At 37.9% G+C, this 22,022-nt stretch carries 20 protein-coding genes; 10 read left to right on the top strand and 10 right to left on the bottom strand.

Annotated elements, in window-relative coordinates:
• Positions 1 to 34 precede the first annotated feature (34 nt).
• Complete coding sequence (locus MKY80_RS15220; protein WP_008178439.1) at positions 35 to 214, bottom strand: hypothetical protein; 180 nt, start codon at positions 212 to 214, stop codon at positions 35 to 37.
• Between the two features lie 230 nt (positions 215 to 444).
• Between MKY80_RS15220 and MKY80_RS15215 the strand changes: the two genes are divergently transcribed.
• A complete protein-coding gene (locus MKY80_RS15215; protein WP_258954722.1) occupies positions 445 to 1,068 on the top strand; it encodes a hypothetical protein in 624 nt (207 codons plus the stop codon).
• Positions 1,069 to 1,148: 80 nt separating this feature from the next.
• Here MKY80_RS15215 and MKY80_RS15210 read toward each other — a convergent pair whose 3' ends face one another.
• The gene (locus MKY80_RS15210) at positions 1,149 to 1,685 is read right to left on the bottom strand and encodes a hypothetical protein (RefSeq protein ID WP_090002537.1); all 537 of its coding nucleotides are present in this window, start codon (positions 1,683 to 1,685) and stop codon (positions 1,149 to 1,151) included.
• A 74-nt stretch (positions 1,686 to 1,759) separates the two neighbouring features.
• Between MKY80_RS15210 and MKY80_RS15205 the strand changes: the two genes are divergently transcribed.
• Complete coding sequence (locus MKY80_RS15205; RefSeq protein WP_008178433.1) at positions 1,760 to 2,227, top strand: GNAT family protein; 468 nt, start codon at positions 1,760 to 1,762, stop codon at positions 2,225 to 2,227.
• A gap of 41 nt (positions 2,228 to 2,268) precedes the next feature.
• Here MKY80_RS15205 and MKY80_RS15200 read toward each other — a convergent pair whose 3' ends face one another.
• Entirely contained in the window at positions 2,269 to 3,528 is a 1,260-nt protein-coding gene (locus MKY80_RS15200) for a dicarboxylate/amino acid:cation symporter (protein WP_342530021.1), read from the bottom strand.
• A gap of 266 nt (positions 3,529 to 3,794) precedes the next feature.
• Positions 3,795 to 4,844: a TRAP transporter substrate-binding protein gene (locus MKY80_RS15195; protein ID WP_089986140.1), complete on the bottom strand. Its 1,050-nt coding sequence runs from the start codon at positions 4,842 to 4,844 to the stop codon at positions 3,795 to 3,797.
• Between the two features lie 151 nt (positions 4,845 to 4,995).
• On the opposite strand from MKY80_RS15195, the gene MKY80_RS15190 reads away from it, so the two are divergent.
• Both MKY80_RS15190 and MKY80_RS15185 read left to right on the top strand, forming a co-directional pair.
• Positions 4,996 to 6,537: a sensor histidine kinase gene (locus MKY80_RS15190; protein WP_170844117.1), complete on the top strand. Its 1,542-nt coding sequence runs from the start codon at positions 4,996 to 4,998 to the stop codon at positions 6,535 to 6,537.
• 28 nt (positions 6,538 to 6,565) lie between these two features.
• Positions 6,566 to 7,267, top strand: coding sequence for a response regulator (locus MKY80_RS15185; protein WP_342530019.1), 702 nt, complete (start codon positions 6,566 to 6,568; stop codon positions 7,265 to 7,267).
• Positions 7,268 to 7,317: 50 nt separating this feature from the next.
• On the opposite strand, the gene MKY80_RS15180 is transcribed toward MKY80_RS15185, so the two are convergent.
• The 4 genes from MKY80_RS15180 to MKY80_RS15165 form a co-directional block, all read right to left on the bottom strand.
• Positions 7,318 to 8,286, bottom strand: coding sequence for a 4-hydroxy-3-methylbut-2-enyl diphosphate reductase (locus MKY80_RS15180; RefSeq protein ID WP_008178424.1), 969 nt, complete (start codon positions 8,284 to 8,286; stop codon positions 7,318 to 7,320).
• A 74-nt stretch (positions 8,287 to 8,360) separates the two neighbouring features.
• Positions 8,361 to 8,864: a VrrA/YqfQ family protein gene (gene vrrA, locus MKY80_RS15175; RefSeq protein ID WP_089986138.1), complete on the bottom strand. Its 504-nt coding sequence runs from the start codon at positions 8,862 to 8,864 to the stop codon at positions 8,361 to 8,363.
• A 153-nt stretch (positions 8,865 to 9,017) separates the two neighbouring features.
• A complete protein-coding gene (locus tag MKY80_RS15170; RefSeq protein ID WP_008178419.1) occupies positions 9,018 to 9,722 on the bottom strand; it encodes a response regulator transcription factor in 705 nt (234 codons plus the stop codon).
• Positions 9,723 to 9,730: 8 nt separating this feature from the next.
• Positions 9,731 to 12,418: a sensor histidine kinase KdpD gene (locus MKY80_RS15165; RefSeq protein ID WP_089986137.1), complete on the bottom strand. Its 2,688-nt coding sequence runs from the start codon at positions 12,416 to 12,418 to the stop codon at positions 9,731 to 9,733.
• Positions 12,419 to 12,786: 368 nt separating this feature from the next.
• Here MKY80_RS15165 and kdpA point away from each other — a divergent pair, with 368 nt between their 5' ends.
• From kdpA to kdpC, 3 genes are read left to right on the top strand one after another with little or no spacing between them, the layout of a single operon-like run.
• Positions 12,787 to 14,481: a potassium-transporting ATPase subunit KdpA gene (kdpA, locus tag MKY80_RS15160; protein ID WP_090002535.1), complete on the top strand. Its 1,695-nt coding sequence runs from the start codon at positions 12,787 to 12,789 to the stop codon at positions 14,479 to 14,481.
• A gap of 15 nt (positions 14,482 to 14,496) precedes the next feature.
• Entirely contained in the window at positions 14,497 to 16,560 is a 2,064-nt protein-coding gene (kdpB, locus tag MKY80_RS15155; protein WP_342530013.1) for a potassium-transporting ATPase subunit KdpB, read from the top strand.
• Between the two features lie 12 nt (positions 16,561 to 16,572).
• The gene (gene kdpC / locus MKY80_RS15150; protein WP_089986135.1) at positions 16,573 to 17,217 is read left to right on the top strand and encodes a potassium-transporting ATPase subunit KdpC; all 645 of its coding nucleotides are present in this window, start codon (positions 16,573 to 16,575) and stop codon (positions 17,215 to 17,217) included.
• A gap of 40 nt (positions 17,218 to 17,257) precedes the next feature.
• On the opposite strand, the gene MKY80_RS15145 is transcribed toward kdpC, so the two are convergent.
• Positions 17,258 to 18,313, bottom strand: coding sequence for a 2,3-butanediol dehydrogenase (locus tag MKY80_RS15145; protein WP_089986134.1), 1,056 nt, complete (start codon positions 18,311 to 18,313; stop codon positions 17,258 to 17,260).
• 293 nt (positions 18,314 to 18,606) lie between these two features.
• On the opposite strand from MKY80_RS15145, the gene MKY80_RS15140 reads away from it, so the two are divergent.
• Entirely contained in the window at positions 18,607 to 19,908 is a 1,302-nt protein-coding gene (locus tag MKY80_RS15140) for a DEAD/DEAH box helicase (RefSeq protein ID WP_089986133.1), read from the top strand.
• A 13-nt stretch (positions 19,909 to 19,921) separates the two neighbouring features.
• Entirely contained in the window at positions 19,922 to 20,815 is an 894-nt protein-coding gene (locus tag MKY80_RS15135; RefSeq protein WP_089986132.1) for a deoxyribonuclease IV, read from the top strand.
• Between the two features lie 49 nt (positions 20,816 to 20,864).
• Here the strand turns inward: MKY80_RS15135 and MKY80_RS15130 are convergent, their stop codons facing one another.
• Positions 20,865 to 21,101 (bottom strand): Nif11 family protein, encoded by a 237-nt coding sequence (locus tag MKY80_RS15130; RefSeq protein WP_012295215.1) that lies wholly within the window; start codon positions 21,099 to 21,101, stop codon positions 20,865 to 20,867.
• 162 nt (positions 21,102 to 21,263) lie between these two features.
• Between MKY80_RS15130 and MKY80_RS15125 the strand changes: the two genes are divergently transcribed.
• A complete protein-coding gene (locus MKY80_RS15125; RefSeq protein WP_089986131.1) occupies positions 21,264 to 22,010 on the top strand; it encodes an ABC transporter ATP-binding protein in 747 nt (248 codons plus the stop codon).
• Positions 22,011 to 22,022: the final 12 nt, after the last annotated feature.

Raw genomic sequence — 22,022 nt, 5'->3', positions numbered from 1 at the left:
ATGGAAGCGGTTGTTTTTGTTGGAATCACTCCCATTAATGTTCGATTTCTTCAATAACCTTTTCTTTTAAATCAGCATCCATAGAGGATAGTTTGACCGTATTTGAGAGTCGTTCCTTTAATTCCTTATCTGTTAAAATGCCACGCTCTTTTAGAATTTGTACGAGTAGATTCAAGGTCATAATATTTTTAATTTCTGCTGCTTTTGCATCCATTTAAAACCCTCCAAAAATATAGAATTACTACCCCTTAAGTGTACTCCTTTTTAAAAATCATGACACAAAAAGGACAAAACATAGCAAATTTATTTCGTGTTCCGGAATATGTGAGGGAAATTAAGCAATGTCAGAAATGGTCTATTTCATAGTAATTATAAAACAGTGATAGAAAACGGTGAATATTGTATTTGCAGAGCTCATACCTTCCTAACAGGGGGGATTTCATTGTGAAACGGATAGGAGTCGTTACAGGATTAATGCTGGTCATTATCGCGATCATCATCCTGTTTAATAAATATGTAGATGGTAAGCCTTTAGAAGCCAATATCGAGAAAGGACCAATAATTACGAAAGAAGAGTTGAGTTTATCACTATTAAAAGATAAGCTCCTTGAAAAATACGTCGGTATAGATGTTAAAACAACTGCGGAAAAGGAATTGGTCATCCAAATTGTAGGGGGAGAAGAGTATGTTCAGTCGGTTAAAACAGATATGGAAGCTATTGCAAAAAGCGCTATAAAAACTTCTGCCTTAAAGGATTACCCGATTTTCTTTGAAAGATGGGAATTTACGTCATTGCTGGATGGAAATAAAGCGATGGGGAATGATATTAATCTATTAATTGAAGATTTAATTAAAGGGCTACAATCATTTGATGTATACGAATATTTAATACTAGAAAATCGAACAACCATTACGATTCAAACAACTATAAAAGGTGACAATGCGGAGGCACTTCAACTAGCGACTAAGATGGAAGGTGCAGTAAAAAAAATTGTCCAAACAAATGTGAGTCAAAGCGATTCCTATGTCATTCATATATTAAATGGGGAGCGAGAAAAAATTAATTGAAAAGGCATCGAGACTTTAAATCTAGATGCCTTCTTTTTTGCTATGTAAGTTCTTAATGTGAAACTAAATTCATGACTCATTTACTTACTCAAGGCAAATAAAGCTTGATAGAGTGTTGCGAGGAGTGCCACAAAGTGCATGTCGTCAGCTTGGAAAAGTTTAAACATTAGCCCCGTCCGTATGAGCTCGGTCTCTATTGGGCTTGCACTGGCAATTTTCTCATCATTACAATATAAATAGACGGTAGCAGTAAAATCCTTTTCAAAACGGAATGCCAAATTGTCCATAGTAAAGGTGTACGAGGATTCTAATAATTGAACTGTTTTTCGGACAATTGGTATGGTGCTACCATCAGGCATAACAAGCTGATGACTGACCCCTTTTGTTAACAGAGTAGATTGTACTTGAAAAAGGGGGGCACCTAAAGTTGTTCGTGTTTCATAACGATAGGGTAAAGTTTGCTGTGCCGCAACTAATAATACGGCATTTAAAACTTTACCAGTAGAAGAACGCTCTACTTTCTGAAGCACACACACTGTTTCGTTGTTTTCATTTATAATAGGAATATCAGAAAAGCTTTTAAAGGCCTTTGGATAGTGAAGTGTAAATGTTGCCATAAAGAAACCTCCATTCATTATGTATACGAGTATGTCATTCCAGAGGTTTCACAAAATTACAGGAGGATAAAGTTTTGAGCTATTGTTTTCGACCCATTACACAAGAACAAGCTGAGGATATAGCTTATAACTGGCATTATGAGGGTGACTATTCTTTCTATGATATGGAGGCTGACCAGGAGGATTTACAAGCATTTCTCAATCCGTATACAAGAGGAAATATTTTTGCAGTCTTAAAAAAACAAGAACTAGCTGCTTATTTTAGTATTATGACGGTTGCTGACCAAACGATGGAGATTGGCTTAGGCATGAAACCTAGTCTTACAGGAAAAGGCCTAGGCTATGATTTTTTAAAAAATGCTATTGATTTTGTCTTGGCAAACTATCCATGCGAAATGATTACCTTATCGGTTGCCACATTTAATCTACGTGCAATCAAGCTATATCGCAAGGTAGGATTTAAAGACGCTCATACTTATATGCAAGCAACAAATGGTGGTGTCTATGAATTTCTAAAAATGGACTATATAAAAGGCTACTAAGGAGAGACAAGTATCTCGCTTTTAGTAGCCTTTTTAACTATTTAAGGTTGTGCGATTTGACCTGAGAGAGCACGTTTTTCCTGCTCTGTATCAAATTCCTTCTCCATTTTTGAAACAACTACCGTCGCCACACCATTACCAATAAGATTTGTAACAGCTCGAGCTTCGGACATAAAGCGGTCAACCCCGATTAGTATTGCAATTCCTTCTACGGGAATCATCGGAAATGCTGCTAATGTGGCAGCAAGTGTAATAAACCCAGAGCCTGTGACACCCGCAGCCCCCTTAGATGTAAGCATTAGAATGGCTAGTAATGTGATTTGATGCCAAATATCTAAATCAACACCGTAAGCTTGGGCAATAAATATAGCTGCCATCGATAAGTATATGGATGTTCCATCTAAGTTAAAGGAATAACCTGTTGGTATAACTAGCCCCACAACTTGCTTAGAACAGCCGTAGTTTTCTAATTTACGCATCATGGAAGGCAATGCTGATTCAGATGAAGATGTACCAATAACGATGAAAATTTCATCTTTAATGTATTTAATAAATTTAAAAATACTAAAACCGAAGTAATGTGAAATGAATCCGATGATGACAACGATAAAAATAAACATTGTAATATAGACGGAGAGCATTAAAAATCCTAAGTTGCCTAGAGATTTAAGTCCAAAGTTGCCGATTGTATAACTCATGGCACCAAATGCGCCAATAGGAGAAATTTTCATTACCATATTAACGATTTTAAAGAAGATATCCGCAACTTGTTCAAAAAATTTAATAACTGGCTTAGCTGGTTCCCCAATCGCCGCCGCTGCTAATCCAAATAATACAGCTGAGAATAAGACAGGTAGTAATTCACCATTTGCGAGAGCACCCACAACATTATCAGGGATAATTTGCATAATAAATGCACCCAAACCGTGTTCTGCCGCCGCTGCATTTGTATATTGAGAGACATCTGCTCCGTTCGCGGCTTCTGTATTAAAGCCTTTACCTGGTTGTACAATATTGACAACGATAAGACCTATCGCCAAGGCAAATGTTGAAACAATTTCAAAATAGATTAAAGCTTTTCCACCGATTTTCCCAACCTTTTTGACATCACCCATACTACCAATACCAATTACAACCGTTAAGAAGATAATGGGTGCTATTAACATTTTAATTAGTTTAATAAATATATCCGCTAATATTTTTAGCTTTGCTCCGAACTCTGGGAACGTTGCACCTACTATAATCCCTAGTACAATAGCAATCAATACTTGTACTGTTAAGTTTTTAAAATTTATACGCATATATAGTTCTCCCCCTACAACATCTATGAAGATTGTGTGAACGTTTTCATGTCGTTATCATAGCTGAAATTTTCCGACAATAGTTTTTATGACCGTAATGTTTCTATTGTTCATTTTGTTCATTTTTCAATGAAAGGGTTGGTAAATGCAGTAATAGCAATGGTTTCAGGCTGTTTTATAGTAGTTTTGAATTTTGGTAATCTATTATAATACAAAAGAAAAGATACTTACGATATGTAAGGATCTATCATTAATGACCAAAAGTATTATGGTGCAACAATTTTTTGAATCTCAGTTAGAATCTCATCATTTTGTGTTTGGGTTTTATAAAAATCATAGACAGGGGAGAGCTGCTCCTTAAAGCGCTGTCTTTCCTTAAGACTCATTGTAGTAACATCAAAATCATCTTGCTGTTTAAGCTTTAACATATCTTGTTCATTCATACGGGCAGCCTGTTCAAACTGCCAATCTGTTGTTTCCTTCATAGCCTCCGCCAATTGATGTTGAATTTTCGCTGGTAAGGAATCCCAAAAGCTTTCATTCATTAATACCGCATAGCCTAAAATACCATGCTGTGTGATGGTCATATGTTTTTGAACTTTGTAGAAACCTTTTGAGTAAATATTAGAGGCTGTATTTTCCTGTGCATCAATGGCGTGTTTCTCTAGATCTGTATAAACCTCACTAAATGAAATCGGAATTGGCGTTGCTTTCAAAACTTCAAATTGTTTTTCCAATGTTTTACTAGGCATTGTGCGAATGCGTAAACCCTGTAAATCTTCAAATGTATGAATAGGGTGATCAACAGAGGTTAGATGCTTAAAGCCGTTGTACCAAAAGCCCAGTCCTTTAATATGAATAGGTTCTAGCTCGTTTAATAATTGATCACCGATCGTTCCTGTCAGAACTTCTTGTACCTCTTTATTTGTATTAAACAGGAAGGGTAAATCAAGAACTTGCCAATTCGGCACATATGTTGTCATCTTAGAAAAGGTCGGGATAATCATTTCGACTTCTCCCTTTTGCAAAGCCTGAAACTCATTTTCATCATTAAATAAAGAGGAATTGGAGTATACATGCACTTTGACTTTGCCTTTCGTCTTTTCTTCTACTAATTCAGCAAATTTATTGGCAGCCTGTCCTTTTGGTGTATTTTCAGCTACTACATGACTTAGATGGATGGTAATTTGTGTGTCTAACCCCTTTTGCTCATCATCGTATGGAAGCGGCTTTGCGAAAAGCAAACCTTGCTGAACACTAATGGTGATCACTAAAAAGAAGACAGTTACAATCGTTCCAATAATAAATTTTTTCATTGAATACACCCAATTTATTCGTATTTTCTATTGTTTTTGTTATTCTAACATATGGAGTAAGCTAAAATATAGTAGGGGGGAGGCGATTATCTTGAAATTTCAGAAGTTATCGATGCAAAGAAAAATTATGTCGCTGACTTTTTTTATACTCATGCTTTCCTTTAGTATTGGTGGTACTTTTTTGTTGGGGTATGTGATGAATGAACAAAAGAGCAAGCTTAGTGACCAAGCATTACTAGTAGCCAAAACAGTCGCGCAGCTTCCTGAAATCAAAACCTATATTGCCCACGAAAACATTGAAATGGCCATACAACATATTAACCCTGTAGTGGAAGAAATCCGAGATATAAATGGTGCTCAATATATAGTGGTTTTGGATATGAAAAGACAGAAGTATTCTCACCCCAATAAAGCGGAACTGGGTAGCATTTCGCAATCTGCCGATTTAAATGCTGCTTTTTCCGAACATTACTATACGTCAATCGCGCATGGGGAGCATGGCAACATGGTTCGAGCGTTTGTACCAATCATGAACAATCAAGGACAACAAATAGGTGTTACGGTCGTTGGATATAGTGTTTTGACGGTGGCGGAATTACTGCAATCGATGCAAACGGAGCTGATCATTACTTTACTATTATCTTTAATCTTTAGCGTATGGGGTGCGCGAACATTAGGGCTTCATATGAAAAAGCAAATGTTTGGATTAGAGCCCCATGAAATTGCCAAAATGTATGTAGAACGAACGGAAACCTTTAATGCGATGCATGAGGGGATTATTGCGATCGATAATGATTTGACCATTACCATTTTTAATGAGAAGGCCTGCGAAATACTTGGGGTTGACGAAAAACCACCTAATTTGATTGGTCAGAAAATTTTTCACGTCTTACCGGATACAAGACTACCTGAAATTTTGGAACTTGATCAGCCTCTATTTAACCGAGAGTTGTATATAAATGATCATAGTATAATGAGTAATCGCATTCCCATACAGGTTAATGGAGAAACTGTTGGAGCAGTGGCCATGTTTAAAGATCGTACAGAAGTGAAAAAGCTTGCTGAAGAACTGACAGGGGTACGAGCATTTGTCCAGGCGCTTCGTGTTCAAACACATGAGCATAAAAATAAACTGCATACGATAGCTGGACTTTTACAACTTGGACATCATGATCAGGCTTTATCCTACTTAACGCAAGTAAAGAAAGAACACGATGAAATTACTAACTTTTTAAATGAACGTATTAAAAATGAAAATATATCAGGGCTATTACTTAGTAAAATTTCCTATGCTAAAGAACAAGGAATCCGACTGGAAATTGACCGTGAAAGTCGCTTAACATCTTTTCCACCAAATTTAGATCATCATGATTTCGTCATTCTATTTGGGAATTTAATAGAAAATGCTTTTGATGCATTAAGGGATACACAGGAGGAGGAAAAGGTTATTCATGTTTCTGTCGATGAAGACGAGGATGTCTTAGCCATTCTTGTCACGGATAACGGTGTTGGCATGACAGATGAGATCAAGAGCCATATTTTTGACAATGGCTATTCTACAAAAGAGAAAAAATACAGAGGAATAGGACTATTTTTAATAAAAGAGATTGTTGAAAAAGGACAAGGTGATATTGAAGTCATCAGTGAACCAAATAAAGGGACTAGTTTTTTACTAACATTTTACTATGCATAAGCATTAATTTTGGAATGGAGGGCTGATAATGGTACAAATCAAAGTATTATTAATTGAGGATGATCCAATGGTGCGTGAGGTGAATCGTCAATTTATTGAAAAGGTAGATCACTTTCAGGTGATTGGACAAGCATCTAATGGTTTAGATGGAGTGATGCAAATTCGTCAACATCAGCCTGACTTAGTATTTATGGATATTTTTATGCCGGAGCAAGATGGCATCACTAGTTTACATAAAATTCGCGAGCTGGACTTACCAGTAGATGTTATCACTGTCACGGCAGCGAATGATATGGACACGGTGAAACAAGTATTGCATCTAGGTGTTTTTGATTATATTATGAAGCCTTTTTCGTTTGAACGTGTCAAAGGGACACTTGAAAATTATTTACGCTTTAAAAAACAAACGCAAACGGAACGCGAGCTGACACAAGGTGAATTGGATCAGCTATTCCATTATCGTGATGGACAAAGCCCTTTGGAACAGTCTGCCTTATTACAAACAGAAAAAAACCTTCCGAAAGGCTTTAACCGTACAACGCTGGAAAAAGTGGTGCACTTTTTGCAATCGGTAGATGGTGCATCGGCAGAAGAAGTTGCAAGTGGCGTTGGTATTGCTCGTGTGACAGCTAGAAGATATTTAGATTATTTAGAGAAACAAGAGAAAATTACGATGGATGTCCATTATGGTGGAATTGGTCGTCCGATAAACTATTATTTTAGTAAATAAAGAAAAAAATCCTGTTTGTCATCATGACAAGCAGGATTTTTTTTTAGTAATCAATGGGGCATAATTTTATCGACAGGTGTAGGTGTTTTAATCTTCGGTAGAATTTTATCTAATGTTACTGTACGTTTGATAACGTGTGTGGATGGATCATTTTCATCAAATTGATCCAAGAAGGCAATGACCTCTTTGACAATAGGTGTTGGTGTTGAAGCACCTGCTGTCACAGCAACTTTATCAATACCTTTTAACCAATCTATTTTAAGCTCTGAAACATCCGCGATACGATAGGAAGGAGTCCCAGCGATCTCAACAGAAACTTGCGTTAAACGATTGGAGTTATTCGATTTAGGGTCACCTACTACAATCAATAGTTCCGCTTCTCCTGCCTGCTTAGCAACAGCTTCTTGACGGACTTGAGTAGCTAAACAAATCTCTTTGTGTACCTCAATATGAGGGAATTTTTCTTTTAAACTATCCATTAAATGGGCGACATCCCATTGGCTCATTGTCGTTTGATTTGTGACAAGCAATTTATCGTTCGTTAAGTTTAACGCATCAATATCATTGGAAGATTGAACTAAATGGACATGATCAGGTGCAACGCCAATGGCACCCTCAGGTTCCGGATGTCCTTTTTTCCCAATATAAATAATATCATAGCCTTCTGCAGATTTTTCACGAATTAAATCGTGAGTAACAGTTACATCAGGACATGTAGCATCAATGGACACTAGGCCTTTACGCTTCGCAATTTCACGAATTTCAGGTGAGACACCATGTGCTGTGAAAATCACAGTACCAGATTCAACTTGTTCGATAATTTCTAAGCGATTATCGCCGTCTAAAGTGATGATACCATCTTCTTCGAACGCGTCTGTGACATGTTTATTATGGACAATCATTCCTAGAATGTAGATAGGTCTTGGTAATGTTTTATCAAGTGCGGCGTTTCGTGCGATGACCATCGCATCAACAACACCGTAGCAATAGCCACGTGGATTAATTTTTAATACTTGCATGGTTGTGACTCCTTTCAAGCTTTACCTATCTACATTATAACGGACAGGGGCGGCGAATACAAAGAAACGTTCATTTACATTGGTGGCTGGAAAATACGTGGTTTAGATGGAATTGGTTCAGGAGGCGAAAATGATGCGGATGTACTTTGCCTTGCCGATCGCTTAGTTCCTGTAGCAGCCTTGCTTTCACTGCCTGCACGATCAGCGCCAGCCGCTCCGCCTCCCGTCGAAGGTAGTCCTTGGAATCCTTTATATAATTTTAATAAGGACGGTATATTTTTAACCATTGGCATCGCCTGTTGAATATAAGGGGTATAAGTTTTAGCGGAATTAAATAAACTATTTGCTTGTTGTAAGAATGAACCGATTTTAGATGCTTCTTGCACAGGTGGCATCGGCATTTGTCCTCCAAAGGAACCTATTCCATTTGCCATTGGAAAGCCGCCTGGAATTCGTGGTTGAGCAGGGAAGCCTCCAGGCGGGAAAAAGGACTGCGGTGACATCTGTGGTGGTGTTGGCATGGGCATTCTCATGCCACCGGGATACATAGGGTATGGATAAGGTGGTCGAAATACCATAATGATCTCCTTTCTACTTGTTTTTCATTGATGACATACCTGATTATAGCTATGATATGCAGAGGCTAATGGGAGGGTGCGATAATTTATAAGGCGAATTCATCAATGAAAGAGCAGAAGTGCAACTATGCCTTCTGCTACGATCCTCTTATCTTATTCATCTTCATGATAGCGAAGCATACGATAACCGACCCGCACATGTGTCTGTATCAGTTTAGGCTGTGCTGGATCAGCTTCTATTTTTTTTCGAAGTGTCGCCATAAACACCCGTAAACTTGGAATATCTGATTGTAGAGCATTGTGCCAGATTTCCTTTAAAATAAAATTATGCGTTAGAACTTTCCCAACATGCTTGGATAAAACAACTAAAAGTTTATATTCAATAGGCGTGACATGTATTTCTTTGCCATTTACTAATACTGTTTGATCTACATAATTAATTTGAAGATAACCATTGGTAAAAGTTGAATTTTCCTGTTCTGGTGGATGTTCATAGGCTGCTCTCCTTAAAGCAACACGAATTCTTGCTAATAATTCTTCCACACTGAATGGCTTCGTGACATAATCATCTGCACCTGCATCCAGGGCGTTAATCTTATCATATTCTTCCCCGCGGGCACTGACGACAATAATGGGCGTTTGAGTCCAGCTTCTAATTTTTGTAATAAGCTCTACACCATCTATGTCCGGTAGTCCTAAATCCAAAATATAAACATCTGGTTTCATGGTAATAGCCTTTTGAAGTGCACGATTCCCATCTTGGGCAATGTCGAATTCATACTGCTGGGTAGCTAATGTCATTTTTATTAAATTAGCAATGGCCACATCATCTTCTACTACTAGAATTCGTTTATTCATCAAATTTTTTACTCCTTTTTCAGTGAAAAGTTAAAAATTGTTCCTTGAGGTTTATTATCTGCAACAGTGATGTGACTACCATGTAATTTTAAAATTGTTTGACACAGGGCTAAGCCTAAACCGAGCCCACGTCTACTATCACTGCGTTGTACCTTGCCAGTCGTAAACGGCTCAAACAAGCTACTCTTTAAGGAATCATCAATTCCTGGTCCATTATCTGAAATACTGAAATTTACTAAACCATCACATTCCTTCACCAAAATAGTAATGTCACTACCTGGGGGTGTGTAGGTCAATGCATTATCGATGATATTGATGAAAACCTGTATGATCAATCTAGCATCCATTAGGCTTAATAAAAATTCTGGTTCTATTTGATAGGATATTGTATGCGAGCTATTTTGGTGAACAACATGGGAAAGAGCCTCTTGAATAATATCTTCTACTAATTCTAATTGCATTTCTAAAGCAAATTGTCCATCCTCTAGCTTAGAAACCGCTAGTAGGTTTTCAACCATTTGTACAAGCCATTTCGAATTATTATAAATATCCTCATACAATTTATTTTTTTCACTATCGGGTATTAGAGGTGCGTTGTTTAGTAAGATATCCGCATTTCCAGAAATAGCAGTGAGCGGTGTTCGAAGGTCATGAGACACTGCCCGTAAAAGGTTAGCTCGCATCTGTTCCATTTCAGCTTCTCGCGCAACTTCTTCGTGGAGCTTCTGTAAATACCATTTATCCATTGCGAATGAAAAATCATTAATGATGGCATGCAAAATATTGCGTTCAAATGCAGGAAGTGGCAATAGTTTAGACAGTGCAATACCTATAACCCCTTTCACATTTCCATTAGAAATAACGGGTATATAGTAAGCATTCACTTCAGGAAATATATCTGTGGATACACCAGCTACATGCTTATTATTCGTCACCCAGCTCACAACGCCATGCTCATTTGGGTTATTAAAAAGCGTAGCTATTTTTTGATTTTCAATTGTAGAAATTTTCTCCGTACGAAAAAAAGTAGATTTCCCAATTACCTGATTGTCTATTTCAAAAAATTGCACTGGTTTTTCTACTAATTTGACAATTTGAGTCATGCCTTCCGTAATAATTTCCTCAATAGACTTTGCGTGTTGCAGTCTACGATTTGTTTCAAGTAGTACTTCCATTCGATAAGATTTTCGTATAGCTATAATCGTTTGCGCCTTGATCTTTTTCGTTAAGCTACTAGTAATTACGCCAGAGAGAAACATGATAAAAAAAGTCATAGGATAGTCACGATGATACGCATCAAATGAAAACCGTGGCTCTGTAAAAAAATAATTAAAAAGTAAAACAGCAACGATGGAACTAATAATGCTCATTATCCATCCTGATGACCAAATAGCAAGAATGAGAACACCTAGAATATAAATGGTTATGATATTAGGCTCGCTAATATCAATTGAATACAAATATAGGCCGACTATGGATATTACGCTAAATACGATAAACATTTTAAATAGATCCAGCCATTCAAATGCTAGTTTATTTTTGATATTAGGAAAGTAGAATTGTTCATTTTCTTGATCGGGCACTATGTGTATAGATAAATTCGGCACATATTCGTTCAGGCGATCACTAATTTTCGTGTTTGGCTGCCACCATTTTTTTCTCATACTTGATCGACCGATGACAAGTTTAGTAACACCACTAATTTGAGCATAGTTGGCAAGGGCGGCAGCTACGTCATCTTCTTGAACAATGACAACATGGCCGCCAAGCTGTTCTACTAGTTTGATATGTTGTTGTAGGCGTTCAGAATCAGCATGATTTCTTTCATGCGCCTGCATGTTTTGAACATAAAGAGCTGTAAATTTGCCATGCAATGCTTGAGCAAGTCTTGCAGTAGTCCGAATCACCTTTGCATTTGTAGGAGAACTACTGATACCTACGAGTAAGTGTTCTTCGATTTGTACATAGTTTCTGACAGATTCATTACTGTTTAATTGTTGATAGTTGATGGTATCGGCTGTTCGCCGTAATGCGATTTCACGTAGCGATACTAAATTTTGCTTACGGAAAAATGAATGCAAAGCTTTCTCTGCCTGTTGTTTACCATATACCTTCCCATTTTGCAGACGTTGAATTAATTCGTCTGGTTCAATGTCGACAACCTTTATTTGCGCGGCTTGATCGATTATATAATCAGGGATACGCTCCCGCACTTTAATCTCAGTGATTTCTTCCACTAAATCATGAAGACTTTCAATATGTTGAATATTTACAGTTGTAAAAACATGAATCCCTTTAGCAAGTAGTTCTTCTACATCTCCAAAACGTTTCTTATGCCGCATGGTTGGCACATTAGAATGGGCCAATTCATCGATCAGAACAATTTCTGGTTGGCGCTGCAACACGGCATCTATATCTAATTCCTGAAATGTTTTTCCCTTATAGGTTATTTTCTTTGTAGGAATTTGCTCAAGTCCTTCTAGTAATGCTAACGTTTCTGGACGAGGATGCGGTTCCACATAGCCAACCACTACATCTTTACCAAGTTTTTGTGCCTGATGTGCCGCATCTAACATGGCATAAGTTTTACCTACCCCTGCAGCATAGCCGAGAAAGATTTTTAATTTCCCTATAGATTGTTCCTCCTGTTGAAGCCTCGCAAGTAACATCTCTGGAGTGGGACGTATATTTTCCATCCTCTTTCACCTCATTTGTATTATAGCGTTAACTTCCATTAAGAAAGTGTAAAGATTTTGCTTCTTTATCCTTTCTTAATAGAAAAAAGGATTTCCTAACACTACATTAATTTCAAAGTCAGTATGATGAGAGCATCCTTAAGGAGAAGGGGTGTTACGATTGATGGATTTTTTTATGATGGGTTTACTGATCATAAGCTTTGCATGTGTTTTGGCGTTAACAGTATGGTGCTACAAACTAGTAGAAAAGTAACGAGGAGGAAGTCAATTTGTGGATTTTTATTGGAGTAGTACTAGTATTTCTTTTTGGTTATTTAGGGCATGCATTACTGTACCCAGAAAATTATTAAAGGCAGGGAGGACACACTATGTGGCAAATAGCCATCGTATTGATGATTTATTTACCGCTCGTTATCTTAACGGGACATTATTTATATCGGGTTACATTACAACAAAAAACATGGCTTGATCCTCTATTAGATAAAGTAGACGCAGCAATTTATAAAGTTTGCGGCATTAAACGAGCTAATATGACGGGCAAAGAATATGTACTTTCATTAATTATTTCAAATGCCATGATGGTGTTTGTGGGATATATCATACTACGCATTCAAGCATTACTATTTTTAAATCCAAATAATATCAACAATATGGAAGCTACCCTTTCGTTTAACACGATTATTTCATTTATAACGAATACAAATCTTCAGCATTATAGTGGTGAATCTGGACTCAGCTATTTATCACAGATGCTAGTCATTACTTTTATGATGTTTACATCAGCAGCTACTGGCTATGCAGCTTGTATGGCTTTCTGTCGTAGGTTAGTGGCTAAAACAGATACAATAGGGAATTTTTTTGTCGATTTTGTTCGTGTTATTACTCGTATTTTAATGCCTTTTTCCATTGTTGTGGCTCTTATTTTAGTTTCTCAAGGATCACCACAAACCTTAAATGGCAATCAAACCGTACAAACAATTGAGGGCAAATTACAAGATATTGCACTTGGACCGATTGCTTCTCTTGAATCTATTAAACATGTAGGGACAAATGGTGGCGGTTTTAACGGAGCGAATTCAACAACACCTTTTGAAAATCCAACCGTTCTTTCCAATATAGTAGAGATGTTATCTATGATGCTATTGCCAGGGGCATGTGTTGTCGCGTTTAGTCTGATGGTTGTCTCTAGAAAAAAGAACACTATTTTTGGCAAACAAGGGCTGGCTATTTTTACAGCGATGAGTATATTGTTCCTCGTAGGATTAGTGACTGTGTACATAGCAGAGAAGGCTGGTAATCCATTCATTAGTGAACTCGGCATTACACAGGAGCTTGGAAGTATGGAAGGAAAAGAAATGCGCTTTGGGGTAGCACAATCAGCATTATTTACGACTGTTACGACTGCATTTACTACTGGGTCCGTTAACAATATGCATGATACATTAACGCCACTTGGTGGCCTCGTACCTATGTTTAATATGATGCTCAATGTTGTGTTCGGAGGTAAAGGCGTTGGGCTGATGAACATGATGATGTATGTTTTGCTGACCATTTTCATTGCCTGTTTAATGATTGGTCGATCTCCACAGTTTTTAGGTAAAAAAATTGAAGAAAAAGAAATGAAATTAATTGCTCTTTGTATTCTAATTCATCCTGCTATTATTTTGCTATTTTCAGCGCTTGCGGTTGCAACACCATCTGGGATAGCTGGAATAACGAATCCTGGGGCACATGGATTATCACAAGTTCTCTATGAATTCGCCTCTGCCTCAGCTAACAATGGCTCTGGCTTCGAAGGGTTAGCGGATAATTCAACTTTTTGGAATGTAACAACAGGACTGGCTATGTTCTTTGGTCGTTATGTAACCATCATCATGCAATTAGCTATTGCCTCTTTACTTGCTAATAAAGTAAGGCATAACGATTCACTAGGAACATTAAAAACAGATACGACTACCTTTACTTTTTTACTCGTTGCTATCGTGTTGATGATTGGTGCGCTGACATTTTTACCAGCTTTAGCACTTGGTCCGATTACAGAGCATTTACAACTTTATTCTTAATGAGGAGAGACACATATGGAAACAGCAAGAAATAGTTTGATGACTGGTGACATACTAAAAAGAGCGTTAATAGATGCTTTTAAGAAATTCAGCCCCATATATATGCTGAAAAATCCTGTTATGTTTGTCGTAGAGGTAGGATTTTTGTTTGTGTTACTATTAGTTCTTTTTCCAAATATGTTTGGTAACGATGGTGGAGAACATGCACGATTATATAATGGGATTGTAGCGATTATACTCTTTGTTACGATTCTATTTGCAAATTTTGCAGAGTCGATTGCAGAAGGAAGAGGGAAAGCACAGGTTCAAACTTTAAAAAAAACAAAGACAGTGACACAGGCACGTGTTTTGCTTAATGATGGCTCTGAAATTTTTAAACTGGCACATGAATTAAAAAAAGGCGACATCGTGTTAGTTCAAGCGGGAGAGATCATTCCTAATGATGGTGAAGTTATTGACGGAATTGCTACTGTAGATGAATCCGCAATTACAGGTGAATCTGCTCCTGTAGTGAAGGAACGTGGGGGAGATTTTTCGTCAGTTACCGGAGGGACGACGGTTACAAGTGATTGGCTGATAATTGAAATTACGTCCATGCCAGGTGAATCATTTCTAGATAAAATGATAACGCTTATTGAAGGAGCTAGCCGAAAGAAAACACCAAATGAAATAGCGCTCAATACGCTTCTCGTAAGTTTAACGATTATCTTTCTATTAGTTGTAGTGTCACTCTATCCAATGACAATATATTTACATGTGCCGATTTCTATCGCAACATTAATTGCCCTGACAGTTTGTTTAATACCAACGACGATTGGTGGTTTATTGTCAGCGATCGGTATTGCAGGAATGGATAGAGTAACGCAATTTAATGTTATAGCGATGTCTGGTAGAGCGGTAGAGGCATGTGGAGATGTGGATACATTAATCTTAGATAAAACTGGAACGATCACGTATGGAAATCGCATGGCGGCTGAGTTTTTACCAGTAAAAGGGGTGGAAAGTAAGGATTTAATTCGAGCTGCATGGCTTAGTTCTCTAACCGATGATACACCAGAGGGGAAGTCTATTTTATCATTGGCCTGCGAATTAGGGGTAAATACGGACGGTGAAGAAACAATTATTAAGTCAAGTGAGCATATTCCATTTACCGCACAGACACGAATGAGTGGTTTAGATTCAGTGGATGGCACTAAAGTTCGAAAGGGAGCTTCTGATACGATAAAAAAAGAATGTATGAAAGCAGGACATAGTATTCCTAGCAATTTGGATCAATTGGTTCAACAAGTGTCTTCTGTTGGAGGGACACCACTGTTAGTAGCGTTAAACGATAAAATTTTAGGGGTCATTTATTTAAAGGATGTCGTCAAGGCTGGATTGAAGGAACGCTTTGATCAACTTCGTGCAATGGGCATTAAAACGATTATGTGTACGGGTGATAATCCACTTACTGCAGCAGCAATCGCAAAGGAAGCGGGAGTAGATAGCTTTATTGCAGAAAGTAAGCCAGAAGATAAAATTCAAGTGATTAAAGACGAGCAGGCACAAGGTAAAGTTGTAGCGATGACTGGTGATGGTACGAATGATGCGCCAGCACTGGCACAGGCGAATGTAGGGCTTGCCATGAATTCAGGTACAAATGCAGCAAAGGAAGCTGCGAATATGGTTGATTTAGATTCAAATCCAACTAAAATTATTGAAGTTGTCGAAATTGGCAAGCAGTTGCTAATGACTCGCGGTGCTTTAACTACATTTAGTATTGCAAACGATATAGCAAAATATTTTGCTATTATTCCAGCTATGCTAATGGTTGCTGTACCTGAGATGAAAGCATTAAATATTATGAATCTCAATTCACCTACTAGTGCCATTATTTCTGCCTTAATTTTTAATGCGGTCATTATTCCATTGCTTATTCCAATCGCCATGAGAGGCGTTAAGTATAAGCCAATGAGTGCCGCAAAATTATTAAATAAAAACTTACTTGTGTATGGTGTCGGTGGAATAATAGCCCCGTTTATTGGCATTAAAATCATTGATCTACTAGTAGGACCATTATTTCGTATAGTTGGATTATAGGGAGGAAGCTATATGCGGAAAATTTTTGAGAGCTCTAAGCAGGCATTACTTATGACAATAGCCATGTTCATTGTATGTGGTTTAATATACCCGTTCGCCGTGACAGCCTTAGCCCAAGGGGTATTTCATCAACAAGCAAATGGTAGTTTACTAGAATTGGACGGTCAAGCGGTTGGTTCTGAATTAATCGGTCAAAATTTTACTGCGTCAGAATATTTCTGGGGGCGTGTTTCATCTGTAAACTATAATGTTTATACGAAAGAGGATACGCTACCAGATGACAATGGCCAAGTGAACTACAGTGGTGTTAGCTCAGGTACATTTAACTATGCACCAACCAATCCAGAATTGAGAAAACGGATAGAGGCGGATATCGAGAAGTTTCTACTTGCAAATCCATCCGTACATCGACAAGATATACCTTCTGATTTAATGACTGCCTCAGGCTCAGGATTGGACCCACATATTAGTGTGAAGGCGGCACAAATACAAGTGGATCGAATTGCCCAAGCAAGTGGGCTTTCAAAGGAAGAAATTAATAAAATTATAGAGGCCAATATAGAAAAACGGACATTAGGCGTATTTGGAGAAGATAAGGTGAACTTCCTTATGGCGAATCTAGAAATTAGGGGAGAAATGGATAAAGCTAAAGATTAAAAAAACAGGTAGAGGGCTTCTCTACCTGTCACTCTATATATTAAGCTTGTGAATTTACAAGGATTTTAATATGGTTTTTCTCTTTCATTAATGCCTCGAAGCCCTCTGTTACGACTTCCTCAAGAGCAATACGTTTCGTCACAAGTTTATCAGCAGGGAAGTAGCCTTGCTTCATTAATTCCATCACCGCTGGGAAAATATCGCGATAAGCAATAATTCCTTTAACAGAACGCTCTGTTAGTACGATATTGTTTGGCAGAATAGAGGCGTCAGTTTCCCAAATAGAAACAATAATTGTTTCACCTTCAAATGTTGTAGAATCTATCGCTTGCTGTAATACGACTGGAACACCTGTTACTTCAAATGCTACATCAACGCCACCATTCGTTAATTCATGTAGACGAGCTACTGCATCTTCATCTTTAGGATTAATAACAGCTGTAGCACCAAGTTCTAATGCTTTAGCGGCACGCTCTGCTGAAAGCTCTACTGCATATATTTCGGACGCGCCTGCTGCACGTAACGCTTCAATAACAAGGAGCCCGATTGGACCTGTTCCAAAGACCGCTGCCTTATCGCCTGCTTTTAATTTGCTTTGGCGTACTGCATGAAGGGCTACCGCCGCTGGTTCGACCAATGCGCCTTGCTCGTAGGAAAGTCCTTCTGGCATTTTGTGAACCAATTTTTCGTCTACCATTGTATATTCAGAGAATCCTCCTCCACCGCCTGAAAGACCGTGGAAACCTAAATGCTTACAAATATTGTACTTACCTTTTTTACAGGCAGCACATCCGCCACAAGATAGAATCGGTTCAACTACGACAGGATCTCCCACTTTTACGGATGTTACAGCATCACCAATTTCAACTACTTCGCCTGAGAATTCATGTCCCATTACAATTGGTGCGATATCTTTACTTACATAGTGAGGTTGCTCTACAGGAATAAAGATTGGACCAGCTGCGTATTCATGTAAATCACTTCCACAAATTCCTGTCCAATGTACTTTAATTTTTACTTTTCCAGGTGCAATGACTGGTTCTTCAATATTTTCTACACGGATGTCTTTTGCTTTATACCATCTTGCTGCTTTCATAATCTATCAACCTCCTATAATATGTTACAGCCTCATCATAACATGTGGGAATAATGCTAATCATTAGCTCCCTATAAATTGACATAAAATTTACATATACCCAGCTTTTTCGAGTCTTGATACAGCGCTTTTTTGATTGCATATTCTTCGTATTTCAAGTACCTTTGATAAGGGCTTTGTTACGGTGATCATAAAACGATAAAATTATGTTTATGCTTGTAAGAATAGGATGTAAATATACCTTAAAGTTCGAATCATGGTACAATGAAAAAAGATGTTAGGAGGAACGAATGATGTCAAAATATACTGATTATAATTTTCAGCCATTTTTGCAGGACGCCATTGCAGAACTTGGCTTTACAGAACCGACACCAATTCAAAAAGAAATTATTCCATTATTACTAAAAGGGAAGAGTGCCATTGGACAGGCACATACAGGAACAGGGAAAACACATAGTTTTTTAATTCCGATTGTTCAACGTATCGATGTAGAGAAACAGGAAGTACAGGCCGTTATTACTTCTCCTACACGTGAGCTTGCACAGCAAATTTATGATGCATTAAGTCAATTAATAGAAGGAACTGCCATACAGGCAAAACTTTTTATTGGGGGTACGGACAAACAACGCTCTATTGATAAGTTGAAAACGCAACCTCAAATTGTTGTTGGAACACCTGGCCGTATTCGTGACCTTGTTTCAGCACAAGCGTTATTTGTGCATACGGCACCAATTCTAGTTGTTGATGAAGCAGATTTAGCTTTCGATATGGGCTTTATTGAGGAAATTGATGGATTTGCTTCCCAAATGCCAGAGAAACTTGAAATGTTCGTATTTTCAGCAACAATCCCAGAAAAGCTACAGCCTTTTTTGAAAAAATATATGGACGCACCTGTCCATGTTCACATGAATGATAAACGACCTGTGGCAGAGGGCATTGATTTTATGCTTGTACCAGTTCGTTCTAAATCACGAAATAAACGTTTATTAGAAGTCATCGAAGGCATCAATCCATTTTTGGCTGTTATTTTTACTAACACACGTAAAACGGCTGAGCATGTTGCTGGTTATTTAAATGAACATGGTATCCGTTGTGGACAAATCCATGGTGATTTAAGCCCACGTGACCGTAAGAAAATGATGAAGCAAGTTCGTGATCTCGAATATCAATATATTGTTGCTACAGATTTGGCGGCACGTGGAATTGATATTCAAGGAGTTTCTCATGTCATTAACTATGAAATTCCTGAGGACTTAGAATTCTTTATTCACCGTGTTGGACGTACAGCTCGTGCAGGTAATAAAGGAACAGCGATTACATTATTTGAGCCATCTGAAGAGGATGCAGTAGTGCGTGTGGAAAAAATGGGTATTCCATTTGTACAAATGGACGTTAAAGATGGAGAATGGTCCGAGTTAAAAGAGCGTCATGCCCGTAAAAATCGTGTTAAACAAGAGAATGAAATAGATGTAAAAGCGAAGGCATTGGTCCGTAAACCTAAAAAGGTGAAACCAGGCTATAAGCGTAATATGAAATGGGAAATGGAAAAAATTAAAAAACGTGAACGTCGTTTAAAAGCGAGAGGAAAAAAATAAGGGGGCTTTTTACATGCTACTTGGCTCACACGTTTCGATGAGTGGGAAAGAAATGTTACTTGGCTCTAGTAAAGAGGCATTATCGTACGGAGCTAATACATTTATGATCTATACAGGAGCGCCGCAAAACACACGTCGGAAAGCGATTGCCGATTTGAACATTATGAATGGACTGCTTCATATGAAAGAGCATGGCATGACTAATATTGTCGTTCATGCTCCCTATATCATCAATATTGGCAATACGGAAAAACCAGAAACTTTTCGTCTTGGGGTAGATTTTTTACAGTCGGAAATTGAACGAACAGCAGCATTAGAGGCAACACAAATTGTCTTGCATCCTGGTGCACATGTGGGTTCTGGGGCAGATGCAGGGATTGCCAAAATTATTGAAGGCTTAAATGAAGTATTGTCGCAAGAATATCCCGTCCAAATTGCATTAGAAACAATGGCAGGGAAAGGAACAGAATGTGGCCGTTCCTTCGAAGAGTTAGCAAAAATCATAGACGGTGTCACTCATAACGAACGTCTTTCTGTATGTTTTGATACTTGTCATACACATGATGCTGGTTATAACATTGTCGAGGATTTCGATGGTGTTCTCAACGAATTTGATAAATTAATAGGTGTTGATCGTATCAAAGTTCTGCACATTAATGATTCAAAAAATGTGCGAGGCGCTGCTAAAGACCGTCACGAAAATATCGGTTTTGGTCACATTGGTTTTGATGCCTTGAACTACGTGGTCCACCATCCACAATTAATGGCGATTCCTAAAATTTTAGAAACACCATTCGTACCACTTGCTAGTGATGCCAAATCAAAATCAGCTCCATACCAAGCTGAAATTGATATGTTGCGAAGCAGTACATTTAAGCCTGAGCTTATCGAGGCTTTAAAAGGCTAACAAAGAAGCCCAACATCTAGCCACAGTGCTGATGTTGGGCCTTATTACGTTATTTTGTAAAAAGTGCGATTAGCTGACGAGAGCGCTTTCTTCCTAAAACAGCCTCCACTTCAACTAAAATATCTTTAGGAATGCCTAAGAAAAGCCAGGAGAATGAGAATTGCTCCAAATAAGGCCGAAGTTTTTTTACTTCAGAAGTTGTAATATCAAAGCCCTCTTCACGAGCAATCGCGACAATTTCCTTATCCGTGCTTTGTGCCAATTGCTGTAAAAATTGAATACTCAAAGTCAATCCTCCTTTATAATATGGTTGATCAAATGATTTAAATAGTCGCCATTTTCTCATTCAAAAAGTAGCTATCTTCTTTTCTTTACAAAAACTGCACTTTCCTATATACTTACAACTTGTAAATCGTAATGATTTTGAATTAGAAAGAAGCGATCATGCATGAAAACAACATTAATTGACATTGAAAATGTGTCATTTCAATATGACTATACACAAGTTTTAAAAAATATTTCCTTTCGTGTAGAAGAGGGCGATTTTTTAGCGCTACTCGGCCCAAACGGTTCGGGTAAATCAACATTATTAAAAATCCTTTTAGGTTTATTAAAGCCTCTTTCAGGAGAAATAAAGCTTTTTGGTGAACCAAGTGCAACTTTTAAACATCGAGAATGGATCGGTTATGTTTCGCAAAAATCCAATGCCTTTAATTCAGGGTTTCCAGCAACCGTGCAAGAGGTCGTGAAAAGTGGATTAACGAAAAAATTAGGGCTTTTTAAAAGACCAGGACGAGAAGCTAAAGGAAAAGTTCGAGAAGCATTAAAGGCAGTTGGTATGGATGCATTTGAACATCGTAATATTGGTGAACTATCAGGTGGACAACAACAACGAGTTTTTATTGCGAGAGCTTTAGTCAGTGATCCCAAATTACTTATTTTAGATGAACCGACTGTTGGTATTGATCACGAGAACGTGCAGTCATTTTATGATATGCTGGCGAAATTAAATCGGGAACAGGGAATTACAATGATTCTTGTCACACATGATGTCGATACCGTATCTAATCGCATTAGCCATGTGGCTTGTTTAAATCAAACCATTCACTTCCATGGCTACAAAAATGAATTTGATAATATTTCTCAGGGTGCGCTAGATGCTTGGTATGGCCATTCTGTAAGAAAGATTCATTAGAAGGAGAAGGCA

This window comes from Lysinibacillus sp. FSL R5-0849 (genome assembly GCF_038595075.1).
In the GTDB taxonomy this organism is placed as follows: Bacteria; Bacillota; Bacilli; order Bacillales_A; family Planococcaceae; genus Lysinibacillus; species Lysinibacillus fusiformis.
The sequence above is the reverse complement of the archived record's forward strand: the minus strand, read 5'-3'. Positions and strand labels throughout refer to the sequence as shown.